General features: G+C 59.9%; 9 protein-coding genes. 4 read left to right on the forward strand and 5 right to left on the reverse strand.

Going from position 1 to position 12480, the window contains the following annotated elements; translation table 11 throughout:
- Window positions 1-14: 14 nt before the first annotated feature.
- The 3 genes from ACZ89R_RS27800 to acnA all read right to left on the reverse strand — a co-directional run bounded on the left by ACZ89R_RS27800 (window position 15) and on the right by acnA (window position 5409).
- Complete coding sequence (locus ACZ89R_RS27800) at window positions 15-1580, reverse strand: methyl-accepting chemotaxis protein (protein ID WP_429547479.1); 1566 nt, start codon at window positions 1578-1580, stop codon at window positions 15-17.
- A gap of 104 nt (window positions 1581-1684) precedes the next feature.
- On the reverse strand, window positions 1685-2476 hold the full coding sequence (locus ACZ89R_RS27805) for a CPBP family intramembrane glutamic endopeptidase (RefSeq protein ID WP_123496468.1): 792 nt from the start codon (window positions 2474-2476) through the stop codon (window positions 1685-1687).
- A gap of 191 nt (window positions 2477-2667) precedes the next feature.
- A complete protein-coding gene (gene acnA / locus ACZ89R_RS27810) occupies window positions 2668-5409 on the reverse strand; it encodes an aconitate hydratase AcnA (RefSeq protein WP_429547478.1) in 2742 nt (913 codons plus the stop codon).
- A gap of 221 nt (window positions 5410-5630) precedes the next feature.
- Here acnA and rlmM point away from each other — a divergent pair, with 221 nt between their 5' ends.
- Both rlmM and tusA read left to right on the forward strand, forming a co-directional pair.
- Complete coding sequence (rlmM, locus tag ACZ89R_RS27815) at window positions 5631-6704, forward strand: 23S rRNA (cytidine(2498)-2'-O)-methyltransferase RlmM (protein WP_427625553.1); 1074 nt, start codon at window positions 5631-5633, stop codon at window positions 6702-6704.
- Window positions 6705-6884: 180 nt separating this feature from the next.
- Window positions 6885-7136: a sulfurtransferase TusA gene (gene tusA, locus ACZ89R_RS27820; RefSeq protein ID WP_007907805.1), complete on the forward strand. Its 252-nt coding sequence runs from the start codon at window positions 6885-6887 to the stop codon at window positions 7134-7136.
- On the opposite strand, the gene ACZ89R_RS27825 is transcribed toward tusA, so the two are convergent.
- A complete protein-coding gene (locus ACZ89R_RS27825; RefSeq protein WP_429547477.1) occupies window positions 7133-8542 on the reverse strand; it encodes an MATE family efflux transporter in 1410 nt (469 codons plus the stop codon). The genes tusA and ACZ89R_RS27825 overlap by 4 nt on opposite strands.
- 293 nt (window positions 8543-8835) lie before the next feature.
- On the opposite strand from ACZ89R_RS27825, the gene pdxB reads away from it, so the two are divergent.
- A complete protein-coding gene (gene pdxB, locus ACZ89R_RS27830) occupies window positions 8836-9978 on the forward strand; it encodes a 4-phosphoerythronate dehydrogenase PdxB (protein WP_429547476.1) in 1143 nt (380 codons plus the stop codon).
- A 190-nt stretch (window positions 9979-10168) separates the two neighbouring features.
- Here pdxB and ACZ89R_RS27835 read toward each other — a convergent pair whose 3' ends face one another.
- Window positions 10169-10348, reverse strand: a complete 180-nt coding sequence (locus ACZ89R_RS27835) for a PA1571 family protein (protein ID WP_095634240.1) — start codon at window positions 10346-10348, stop codon at window positions 10169-10171.
- A gap of 257 nt (window positions 10349-10605) precedes the next feature.
- On the opposite strand from ACZ89R_RS27835, the gene ACZ89R_RS27840 reads away from it, so the two are divergent.
- The gene (locus tag ACZ89R_RS27840) at window positions 10606-12393 is read left to right on the forward strand and encodes an ABC transporter transmembrane domain-containing protein (RefSeq protein WP_429547475.1); all 1788 of its coding nucleotides are present in this window, start codon (window positions 10606-10608) and stop codon (window positions 12391-12393) included.
- The last annotated feature ends 87 nt before the right edge of the window (window positions 12394-12480 follow it).

Raw genomic sequence — 12480 nt, forward strand, 5'->3', positions numbered from 1 at the left:
TTTTGACTTTGTTGTTAGCGGTTAAACCGCTCCACCAACGAATACTGGGTATTCGCGGTCTTCGTCAATTCTTCGCTCAACAGCGCCGAGTGCTGTGCCTGTTCCGAGGTCTGGTCAGCCAGTTGCGAGATGTTGCTGATATTGCGGCTGATTTCTTCGGCCACTGCACTTTGCTCTTCGGTGGCGGCAGCGATCTGGGTGGTCATGTCGGTGATATTGGCCACCGCTTCGCTGATGCCCACCAGCGCCTGATCCGCTTCCAATACCCGCGCCACTCCTTCTTCGGCCTGGCGATGCCCGGCTTCCATGGTTTGCACCGCGGTGCTGGCGGTTTGTTGCAGCTTGGCGATCAGGGCGTGAATCTGCCCGGTGGATTCGCTGGTGCGTTGCGCCAGTTGACGCACTTCGTCGGCCACCACCGCAAAACCACGGCCCATCTCGCCGGCACGCGCGGCTTCAATCGCAGCGTTCAAGGCCAGCAGGTTGGTCTGGTCGGCGATGCCTTTGATCACATCGACCACGCCGCCGATTTCGTCGCTGTCCTTGGCCAGTTGCGTGACCGTCAGGCCGGTTTCACCGACCACCACCGACAGGCGTTGAATGGCTTCACGGGTTTCCCCGGCGATGTCGCGACCGCGACCGGTCAGGCGATTGGCTTCCTGAGTGGCGTCGGCGGTGCGCTGCACGTGGCTGGCGACTTCCTGAGTGGTGGCCGCCATCTGATTCACAGCGGTCGCCACTTGCTCGGTTTCCACGCGTTGACGTTCCAGGCCGGTGGAGCTGTTGTGGGCCAGGGTGTCGGACTGTTTCGCTTGCTCGGTCAGGTGTTCGGCGGTGTCCTGCAGGCGGGTCAGGCAGGTTTTCAAACGTGCTTCCTGACTGAGGATCGACATCTCTAAACGTGCCTGGGCGCCACGGCTGTCGGTATACATCTGCGCGATCAGCGGGTCGGACGTGGTCTGCTCGGCCAGGCGCAGCAAACGCTTGATACCGCGCTGTTGCCAGCTCAAGCCCATCAAGCCCAACGGCACCGAAAGGCCGGCGGCGAGGGCGAAGCCCCATTGGGACGTCAGGGTGGCGCCGATCATGAAGCTCAACTGGCTGACCAGAATGAACGGCAGCCAGTCCTGAAGCACCGGCAGCCATTTGTCGCTTTGAGGAATGGCTGACTTGCCCTGGTTGATGCGTTGGTAGAGCGCTTCGGCACGGCGGATCTGCTCGGCGGTGGGTTTGACCCGCACCGACTCGTAACCGACCAGCTGATTGCCCTCGAATACCGGTGTGACATAGGCGTTAACCCAGTAGTGGTCACCGGTCTTGCAGCGATTCTTGACAATGCCCATCCATGGCAAGCCTTGTTTCAGTGTGCCCCACATGTGCGCGAACACCGCAGCCGGGACGTCGGGGTGACGGACCAGGTTATGCGGCGCACGGATCAGTTCCTCACGAGAAAACCCGCTGATGTCGACGAAAGCGTCGTTGCAGTAGGTGATCACGCCCTTGGCATCGGTGGTGGAAATCAACCGTTGCTGAGCCGGGAAGGTCCGTTCGCGTTGGGTAATGGGCTGGTTGTTACGCATGGCTTTTTCAATCCGCAAGGCTTTGAGAGGTTGTCGGCATCGTCAGGCATTTATTGAAGTGTTTTTTTCATAAATCAGTGACGCGTCGCAAAACGACCATTGCGTCAGCCAACGAGCATCGGATAAGTGAACAGCCCGAAATGCAGCAGATTCAAACCAAAGTGGGTGGCGATGGCCGCGCCCAATCCGCCGAAACGGTAGGCCAGGCCATAACCGACCCCCGCGAGGCCCGCCAACAACACCCATTGCCAACCGGCACCCAGATGAGCGAGGCCGAACAGCATTGAGGCGAGCAATAACGCGAGGTTGTCGCCGTAAGACAGGTGTTTGAACTGCCGGCTCAGACCGCCCTGGATGTAGCCGCGAAACAGCGCTTCTTCCACCAGCGTCACCAGTAGCAGATTGTTCAACACCCACAACCAGGCCTGATCCGGCCACTTCGGTGCCCAACTGATCACGCCCAGCAACAGCGCGCCACCCAAGGCCAGCACGGCACTTACGGTCAGGGCGAGGGCGGTGGCATAAACGGACAGCCGCAACGAGCGCCGGCCGACAATCCATGGGCAAATCAGCAACAGCCAGAAACCGATCAGCGGTTTGTCCTGATTCAGGTACATCGCAAACGGCACGGCATCGTCGGTGAAACGCTGGGGATCAATGGCGCGACCGTTGAAGAAGCCGGGAAGCCAGTGCATTGCCAGCGCTACCGCCAGGACGATGAACAGGCCGTGGCCGAGGTAGCGGCCAATGGGGATCTGTTGTTGGCGAACGGCGAAACCGGCGAACAGCAGCAGCGCGAAAGAAATCGAGGCCAGCCAGCCGAGATGGCCGTAGATCAACGCCAGGCCATAGCCCATGGAGAGAAGTGCCAGATAAGTCCATGGCAGAGCGATCATTTGAAGTCCTTGAGAGCGGGTATGTCTGTGTGGGCGCCAAAGATCGCAGCCTTCGGCAGCTCCTACAGGGGAATGCAATCCAATGTAGGAGCTGCCGAAGGCTGCGATCTTTTCGGGCGCGCGGCGATTATAGAGACGCACACCGCGTAAACAAAAACACCGCCCGAAGGCGGTGTTTTATCAGCAGGCTGTTACGAGGCAATCAATTGCCGCAACACGTAATGCAAAATCCCCCCGGCCTTGAAGTACTCCACCTCGTTGAGGGTATCGATCCGGCACAACACCTCAATCTTTTCCTTGCTACCGTCTTCACGGGAGACAACCAGGGTCAGGTTCATCCGCGGAGTCAGTTCAACGCCCGTCAGGCCAAGGATGTCCACGGTTTCCTTGCCGGTGAGGTTCAGGCTCTTGCGGTTCTGATCCAGCTTGAACTGCAACGGCAACACACCCATGCCGACCAAGTTGGAACGGTGAATTCGCTCGAAGCTCTCGGCGATGACTGCTTTCACGCCCAGCAGATTGGTGCCCTTGGCCGCCCAGTCGCGGCTCGAACCGGTGCCGTATTCTTGCCCGGCGATCACCACCAGCGGTGTCCCCGACGCCTGGTACCGCATGGCCGCGTCGTAGATCGGCAGCTTCTCCCCGGTCGGAATATAAATCGTGTTGCCGCCTTCTTCGCCGCCGAGCATCTCGTTGCGAATCCGGATATTGGCGAAGGTACCGCGCATCATTACTTGATGGTTGCCGCGACGGGAGCCGTAGGAGTTGAAGTCCCGCGGTTCCACCCCTTGCTCGCGCAGGTACTGGCCGGCAGGGCTGTCCGCCTTGATGTTACCGGCCGGGGAAATGTGGTCGGTGGTCACCGAATCGCCAAGCAACGCGAGGACTTTCGCCCCTTCGACGTCCTTGACCACCGGCGCAGGGCCGCCGATGTCATCGAAGAAGGGCGGATGCTGGATATACGTTGAATCGTTGTTCCACACATAAGTCGCCGCCTGCGGCACTTCGATCGCCTGCCACTGTTCGTCGCCGGCAAACACTTCGGCGTACTCCTTGTGGAACATGGCGGTGTTCACCTGAGTCACCGCGTCGGCGATTTCTTTGGTGCTCGGCCAAATGTCTCGCAGATAAACCGGGTGGCCGTCCTTGTCGTTGCCCAATGGCTCGCTGCTGATGTCGATGCGCACCGTCCCGGCCAATGCATAGGCGACGACCAGAGGCGGGGAGGCCAGCCAGTTGGTTTTTACCAGCGGATGCACGCGACCTTCGAAGTTGCGGTTGCCCGAGAGCACCGAGGCGACGGTCAGGTCGGCTTTCTGAATGGCTTTTTCGATCGGCTCCGGCAACGGCCCGGAGTTGCCGATGCAGGTGGTGCAGCCATAACCGACTAGCGCAAAACCGAGCTGATCAAGGTATTGGGTCAGGCCCGCTGCCTTGTAGTAGTCGGTGACCACTTTCGAACCGGGAGCCAGCGAGCTTTTGACCCACGGTTTGCGTTTCAGGCCTTTCTCCACGGCTTTTTTCGCCACCAGCCCGGCCGCCATCATCACGCTGGGGTTGGAGGTGTTGGTGCAGGACGTGATGGCGGCGATCACCACCGCACCGTTTTTCAGCCGATAAGTACTCCCTTCGTGGTGGTAATCCGCTTCGCCGATCAGGTCGGCGTTACCCACAGCGACGCCACCGCCACCCTCACTTTCGAGGCGACCTTCTTCCTTGCTGGAGGGTTTGAACTGCAGGCCGAGAAAGTCAGTAAACGCTTGCGCGACATTCGGCAACGAGACACGGTCCTGGGGACGTTTTGGCCCGGCGAGGCTGGCTTCGACGCTACCCATGTCCAGGGCCAGGCTGTCGGTGAACACCGGCTCCTTGCCGGGCAGGCGCCACAGGCCCTGGATCTTGCTGTAGGCCTCCACCAGTTTCACGGTTTCCGGAGTGCGACCGGACAAACGCAAGTACTCCAGTGTCACCTCGTCCACGGGGAAGAAGCCGCAGGTGGCGCCATATTCCGGGGCCATGTTGGCGATGGTCGCGCGATCGGCCAGCGGCAAATCGGCGAGACCGTCGCCGTAGAACTCGACGAATTTCCCCACCACACCTTTCTTGCGCAGCATCTGGGTGACTGTCAGCACCAGGTCGGTGGCGGTAATGCCTTCCTTGAGTTTGCCGGTGAGTTTGAAACCGATCACTTCCGGAATCAGCATCGACACCGGTTGGCCGAGCATCGCTGCTTCCGCTTCGATCCCGCCGACACCCCAGCCGAGTACGCCGAGGCCGTTGATCATGGTGGTGTGGGAGTCGGTGCCGACCAACGTGTCCGGAAAGGCATAGGTGCGCCCGTCCTCGTCCTTGGTCCAGACCGTGCGGCCCAGATACTCGAGGTTGACCTGGTGGCAAATGCCGGTGCCCGGTGGCACCACGCTGAAATTGTTAAAGGCGCTCTGACCCCAGCGCAGAAAGGCATAACGCTCGTGGTTGCGCTGCATTTCGATGTCGACGTTTTGTCCGAAGGCGCTTGCGCTGGCGTATTTGTCGACCATCACCGAGTGGTCGATCACCAAGTCCACCGGCGACAGCGGATTGATTCGCTGCGGGTCGCCACCGGCCTTGGCCATGGCCGCGCGCATGGCGGCCAGGTCGACCACGGCGGGGACGCCGGTAAAGTCCTGCATCAATACCCGCGCGGGCCGGTACTGGATTTCGCGATCGGAGCGGCGCTCCTTCAGCCAGGCGGCAATTGCTTTGAGATCAGCGCCAGTGACGGTTTTCTCGTCCTCCCAGCGCAGCAGGTTTTCCAGCAACACTTTCAACGACATCGGCAGCTTGTCCAGATCACCCAGGCTCTTGGCGGCTTCGGGCAGGCTGAAATAGTGATAGGTCTTGTCGTCGACTTGTAAGGTTTTAAGGGTTTTCAGGCTATCGAGGGATGGCATTGAAATGACTCCTTTAAATCCGCACGGCTACGGACTGAGGGGCGGGCAGAGCTTTTAACCTAGCCCCGTTTAGACATTAAGGCTAATAACTGGACCCTAAGGACAAGTCCAAGGTTCCGATCTCGGCTATCATGCGCCGATTTTCGTGACAGGCTTTGCTTCAACGCAAGTCTGGGCATCGCGCAGTGGCTGAATTCTTCGCCAACTGCCCAGGAGTAAGAATGAACACCCTCTTTATGCATTGCCGGCCGGGCTTCGAAAGCGAAGTCTGTTCCGAGATTTCCGAACATGCCGCGCGGCTGAACGTGGCCGGTTATGCCAAGGCCAAAACCGCCAGCGCCTGCGCCGAATTTATCTGCACCGAAGAAGACGGCGCCGAGCGCCTGATGCGTGGCCAGCGTTTCGCCGATCTGATCTTCCCTCGCCAGTGGGCTCGCGGGATCTTCATCGATCTGCCGGAAACCGACCGCATCAGCGTGATCCTTGCGCACATGGCGGACTTCCCGCTGTGCGGCAGCCTGTGGCTGGAAATGGTCGACACCAACGATGGCAAGGAGCTGTCGAACTTCTGCAAGAAGTTTGAAGGCCACCTGCGCAAGGCGCTGATGGCGGCCGGCAAACTGGTGGAAGACCCCCACAAGCCACGGCTGCTGCTGACCTTCAAGAGTGGTCGCGAAGTGTTCATGGGGCTGGCGGAATCGAACAATTCGGCGATGTGGCCAATGGGCATTCCACGCCTTAAATTCCCGCGTGAAGCGCCGAGCCGTTCGACCCTCAAGCTGGAAGAAGCCTGGCACCATTTCATTCCCCGCGACCAGTGGGACGAGCGCCTGCACAGTGACATGACCGGTGTCGACCTCGGCGCTGCACCCGGTGGCTGGACCTGGCAACTGGTCAACCGCGGCATGCTGGTGACGGCCATCGACAACGGCCCGATGGCCGAAAGCCTGATGGACACTGGTTTGGTGCAGCATTTGATGGCTGACGGTTTCACCTTCAAGCCCAAGCAACCGGTCGACTGGATGGTCTGCGACATCGTCGAGAAACCGGCGCGCAACGCGGCGATGCTGGAAGAATGGATCGGCGAGGGGCATTGCCGGGAAGCGGTGGTCAACCTCAAGCTGCCGATGAAACAGCGCTATGCCGAAGTGAAGCGCTTGCTGGAGCGTATTGCCGACGGCTTCAAGGCGCGGGGTATTCGGGTCGAGATCGGCTGCAAGCAGTTGTATCACGACCGTGAAGAAGTGACCTGCCATTTGCGCCGATTGGACGTGAAGAAACCGAAATCCCGATAATCAATGAGATGTGGTCTCTGTAGGAGCTGCCGAAGGCTGCGATCTTTTGACTTTGCTTTTTTAGAAACAAGATCAAAAGATCGCAGCCTTCGGCAGCTCCTACAGAAGGGCGGCGTTCTGCCATAGATGACCGAACACCCGGCAATGCGCGACAATGCCGGCAAGTTTCAGGAGTAAATCATGAGTGAAATGATCGATACGCCGGTAGACGGCACCCTCGACGCCACCGGCCTCAATTGCCCGGAACCGGTGATGATGCTGCACCAGCACATCCGTGACCTGGTGCCTGGCGGCCTGCTGAAGGTGATCGCCACCGACCCGTCGACCCGTCGCGACATTCCCAAGTTTTGCGTGTTTCTCGACCACGAACTGGTCGCGCAGCACGAAGAGGCAGGCACCTACCTCTACTGGATCCGCAAGAAACTCGCTTAACCCGCCGAACGACTGATGCGGATCCGCTTGCGTGCACTGCGCGTCAGGCGGATCGACAGCATCAGCGCTGCGCAACTCAAGCCGACGATCAAACCCTGCCACAGCCCGCTCGGGCCGCTCGGCGCGCCGAGCCAGTCGGTCAGGCCCAAGGCGTAACCCACCGGCAAACCAATCCCCCAATACGCGAACAGTGTGAGGATCATCGTCACCCGCGTGTCCTGATAGCCGCGCAGTGCGCCCGCCGCCGTCACCTGGATCGCATCGGAAAACTGGAACAGCGCCGAATACACGATCAACATCGCGGCCACCTGAATCACCGTCGGGTCGGCGGTGTAAATCGCAGCGATGGGTTCACGCAGCAATAGCATCAGGCTCGCCGACAAGCACGCATAAGCCAGGGCGGTGGCCATGCCGACACCGGCGGCGAAGCGGGCTTCGCGTGGTTCCTCACGGCCGAGTGCCTGGCCCACACGCACGGTCACGGCCATGCCCAGGGAGTAGGGGATCATGAACACCAGCGAGCTGAAGTTCAGCGCAATCTGGTGCCCGGCGACCACGGTGGCGCCGAGGCTGCCGATCAGCAGGGCGATCACGGCGAAGATGCTCGACTCGGCGAACACCGCGATTCCGATTGGCAGGCCGATGCCCAGCAGACGCTTGATCACCGACCACTGTGGCCAGTCGAAACGGCTGAACAACTTACTCGACTGATAGGCCGGCGCCCAGCGCTCCCAGCCGGCCATGCCCAACGCCATGACCCACATCACGATCGCCGTGGCCCAGCCGCAGCCGACACCGCCCATGGCCGGCACACCGAAGTGGCCATAGATGAAGATGTAATTGAGTGGAATATTCAGCGCCAGCCCACACAGGCCAAGGACCATGGCCGGGCGGGTGCGCCCCAGGCCATCACTGAAGCAGCGCAGCACGTGATAGAACGCGACGGCAGGCAGGCCGCTGGCGATGCCGTGCAGATACTGCATGCATGGGCCGATCAGCTCGGGATCGACCTTCATGATGTGCAGGATCGGTTCGGCGCTGAACAGCATGCCGGTTGCCATCAAGCCCACTACCAGCGCCAGCCACAAGGCCTGACGCACGATCGGGCCGATCTCGCTGTGGGTGCCGGCGCCGAAGCGCTGAGCGACTTTCGGGGTGGTGGCCAGCAGTGTGCCGGTCATCAGCAGAAACACCGGCACCCAGATCGAGTTGCCCAGCGCGACGGCCGCCAGATCTCGAGGCCCGACACGACCGGCCATTACCGCATCGACGAAGCCCATGGCGGTGGTCGCCAGTTGCGCGATCATGATCGGCAACGCCAGGCCAAGCAGGTTTTTCAGCTCCAGGCGAACCCGGGCCGGGCGGTTGAGAGAAATAGCGGCGGGGCGGTCAGTCACGGAATTCAAGGCGAAACGTCCAAAAGATTTTGATGCGCGAGGCGGCGCATTCTACGCCTTGACGCAGTGGTCAGGAAAAGTCCTGTGTTAGGGATTTGTAATCTCTCAATACCGCGCACACTGTGTAGGAGCTGCCGAAGGCTGCGATCTTTTGATCTTGTCTTTAAGTAAAGCTAACCAAATTTTTCTAGCTAAAAGAGAAGATCAAAAGATCGCAGCCTTCGGCAGCTCCTACGGGGGATCGGTGCTAGTCGTTTGGTGTCATCTGCGCCTAAACTGCCGATCCGCCAAAGGAGCCTGCCATGCTGATTGTTGCCGACGAAAATATCCCGCTACTCGATGCCTTCTTCGCAGGTTTCGGTGAAATCCGCCGGGTACCTGGACGTGCCATCGACCGCGCCACTGTCGAACAGGCCGATGTGCTGTTGGTGCGCTCGGTGACCAACGTCAACCGCGCATTGCTCGAAGGCAGCAAGGTGCGCTTTGTCGGCACGTGCACCATCGGCACCGATCACCTGGATCTGGATTACTTCCGACAGGCCGGCGTTACCTGGTCCAGCGCGCCAGGCTGCAATGCCCGGGGTGTGGTCGATTACGTGCTGGGCAGCCTGCTGACCCTGGCCGAAATCGAAGGTGCCGACCTGACTCAACGCACCTACGGTGTGGTCGGCGCCGGTGAAGTGGGCGGGCGGCTGGTCAAGGTTTTGCAAGGTCTGGGTTGGAACGTGCTGGTCTGCGATCCCCCAAGGCAAGCGGCCGAAGGGGGTGATTACGTCAGCCTCGAGCAGATCATCGAGCAATGCGACGTCATCAGTCTGCACACTCCGCTGGACAAGCAAGGCCCTCAGTCGACCTGGCATCTGTTCGATAAAAACCGTTTGAACCAACTCAAGCCCGGCGCCTGGCTGATCAACGCCAGTCGTGGCCCGGTCATCGACAACGCCGCCCTGCGCCAGGTGCTGTTGGAGCGTGAAGACCTGCAAGCGGTGCTGGATGTCTGGGAGGGGGAACCTGAGGTCGATGTGGCACTGGCCGAGTTGTGTGTGCTAGCGACGCCACACATTGCCGGTTACAGCCTCGACGGCAGACAGCGCGGGACGGCGCAGATCTATCAGGCGCTTTGCGAGTTCCTTGGGCAGCCGGAACAGGTCAGCCTGAACGATTTGCTGCCAGCACCGTGGTTGTCGGCAGTGACGTTGAATGCCGACAGCGATCCGGCCTGGGCGCTGGCGATGTTGTGCCGTGGCGTGTACGACCCGCGCCGTGACGATGCGAACTTCCGTCGCAACCTTGTAGGCAGCGTGAGCGAGCAGCGTGCGGCGTTCGATGCACTGCGCAAGCATTACCCGCTACGGCGTGAGATCGATGGCTTGAAGGTGCGGATCGAGGGGGATTCGCCGGCGTTGCAGCGGATCGTGGCGGCCTTAGGCGCAACCTCGGTCTAACGTACTGACCGGATCCCTGTAGAAGCTGCCGAAGGCTGCGATCTTTTGATCTTGCTTGTGATCCTCGGCAATCAAAAACCAGGATCAAAAGATCGCAGCCTTCGCCAGCTCCCAAAAGAAAGGGCCACACAAAACAGGCACTCATAAAAAACCCGGCTAAAAGAGCCGGGTCAAGAAGACGGTGGCTATATCACTCTTGTTCGGCAGGCTTGACCAATCGCTTCTCCAGTTCGCGGCAAGCGTCCTGGATCATGTTTTCAGTGATCGGTACTTCGCGCCCATCCTTATCAATAATCGAGCAACCCAAAGACTGGTCTGGCTGCGTGCGGATCACTGGAATCTTGTCATCGCTGCTGTTTTGCAAGGACATGGCCTGTCTCCTCATCAGGTTGTGTGCTTACTGTAAAACCGCCAAGTGACCGGGCTATGACAACTTCCTGCGATCTTTCAGGACGGCCTCTTCAGTCCATCAGAAATACCCGGACCTTTCCACCCGGACTTTAGACCAATAATCTCTAGCCACTAGTCTTGGCGGTCATAATTAACCTGACTCATTATGATTTACAGCGTTCAATCCCATCGGTCGGTGTAGGCTTGATCGGGTCACAGCCATTGGTTGCACCTCGGATGATCTTCATGCTCTCTTCCCGTCACCGCCGCGCCATTCGATTGGCCAGCCGTTTTCTCGCACCTTATCGTTGGCCGGCCTTGGGCGCTTTGCTGGCGCTGATCGTCACTGCCGGCATCACTTTGTCCATGGGGCAGGGGATTCGCCTGCTGGTGGATCAGGGTTTCATGACCCAGTCGGCGCATTTGCTCAACCGATCCATCGGCGTATTCATGTTGCTGGTGGTCGGTCTGGCGATTGGCACCTTTGTACGGTTTTACCTGGTGTCGTGGATCGGCGAACGCGTTGTCGCCGACATCCGCCGACGGGTATTCAATCATCTGGTCTACCTGCATCCGGGGTTCTATGAAGACAACCGCAGCTCCGAGATCCAGTCGCGGCTGACCGCCGACACCACGCTGCTGCAATCGGTGATCGGCTCTTCGCTGTCGCTGTTCCTGCGTAACGGGCTGATGGTGATCGGCGGGATTGTCTTGCTGTTTATCACCAACCCCAAACTCACCAGCATCGTGGTGGTCGCGTTGCCGCTGGTGGTCGCGCCGATCCTGATTTTTGGTCGCCGGGTGCGCACGCTGTCGCGTCTGAGCCAGGACCGGATTGCCGATATCGGCAGCTATGTCTCCGAAACCCTGAGCCAGATCAAAACCGTGCAGGCCTACAACCATCAGGTTCAGGACGAGCAGCGTTTTGCCACGACGGTGGAAGAGGCTTTCAACACTGCCCGCAAGCGCATTTTCCAGCGCGCCTGGCTGATTACCCTGGTGATCCTGTTGGTGTTGGGCGCGGTCGGGGTGATGCTCTGGGTCGGCGGCATGGATGTCATCGCCGGGCGGATTTCCGCGGGTGAGCTGGCAGCGTTCGTCTTTTACAGCCTGATCGTCGGCGGTGCCTTTGGCACGTTGAGTGAAGTGATCGGCGAACTGCAGCGAGCAGCGGGGGCGGCGGAGCGGATTGCCGAGTTATTGCGTTCGGAAAACATCATCCAGCCACCGACCCAGGGGCTGGTGACGTTGCCCGAGCGGGTGAAGGGCAATCTGGTGCTGCAAGATGTGCGCTTTTCCTACCCGTCGCGTCCGCAAAGCTATGCCGTCGATGGCCTTAATCTGATGATCAACGCCGGCGAAACCCTTGCATTGGTCGGCCCGTCCGGTGCCGGCAAGTCGACCGTGTATGACCTGCTACTGCGCTTTTACGACCCCATCGAAGGACACATCCTGCTGGACGGCGTGCCGCTGACCCAACTCGACCCTCTGGACCTGCGTCGCTGCTTCGCCCTTGTCTCGCAATCCCCGGCGCTGTTCTTCGGCAGCATCGAAGAGAACATTCGCTACGGCCGCCCGACGGCAACGTTGGCCCAGGTCCAGGAAGCCGCGAAAATCGCCTACGCCCACGACTTCATCGAGCAAATGCCCAACGGCTACCAGACTCACCTCGGCGACGCGGGTCTCGGTTTATCCGGCGGGCAACGCCAGCGCCTGGCCATCGCCCGGGCGCTGCTGGTGGACGCGCCGATCCTGCTGCTGGACGAAGCCACCAGCGCCCTCGACGCCCAGAGCGAACACCTGATCCAGCAAGCCCTGCCCAGCCTGATGAAAAATCGCACCACGCTGGTCATTGCCCACCGACTTGCCACGGTGAAAAACGCTGACAGGATCGCGGTGATGGATCAAGGAAAAGTGGTGGCGGTGGGAACGCATCAAGAGTTGATTGCGAGTAATGCGCTGTATGCACGGCTGGCGGCGTTGCAGTTCAATGACGGCAAGGTTGAAACCGATCTTCACCTGTAGGAGCTATGTAGAAGCTATGTAGAAGCTATGTAGGAGCTGTGTAGGAGCTGTCGAGTGAAACGAGGCTGCGATCTTTTGATCTTTTTC

It is taken from the genome of Pseudomonas sp. TE3728, assembly GCF_056279145.1.

Excerpts from the sequence above, each read along its gene's own strand:
- ACZ89R_RS27800 (WP_429547479.1), bottom strand. The coding sequence starts at position 1,580 with ATGCGTAACAACCAGCCCATTACCCAACGCGAACGGACCTTCCCGGCT.
- ACZ89R_RS27805 (WP_123496468.1), bottom strand. The coding sequence starts at position 2,476 with ATGATCGCTCTGCCATGGACTTATCTGGCACTTCTCTCCATGGGCTAT.
- acnA (WP_429547478.1), bottom strand. The coding sequence starts at position 5,409 with ATGCCATCCCTCGATAGCCTGAAAACCCTTAAAACCTTACAAGTCGAC.
- rlmM (WP_427625553.1), top strand. The coding sequence starts at position 5,631 with ATGAACACCCTCTTTATGCATTGCCGGCCGGGCTTCGAAAGCGAAGTC.
- tusA (WP_007907805.1), top strand. The coding sequence starts at position 6,885 with ATGAGTGAAATGATCGATACGCCGGTAGACGGCACCCTCGACGCCACC.
- pdxB (WP_429547476.1), top strand. The coding sequence starts at position 8,836 with ATGCTGATTGTTGCCGACGAAAATATCCCGCTACTCGATGCCTTCTTC.
- ACZ89R_RS27835 (WP_095634240.1), bottom strand. The coding sequence starts at position 10,348 with ATGTCCTTGCAAAACAGCAGCGATGACAAGATTCCAGTGATCCGCACG.
- ACZ89R_RS27840 (WP_429547475.1), top strand. The coding sequence starts at position 10,606 with ATGATCTTCATGCTCTCTTCCCGTCACCGCCGCGCCATTCGATTGGCC.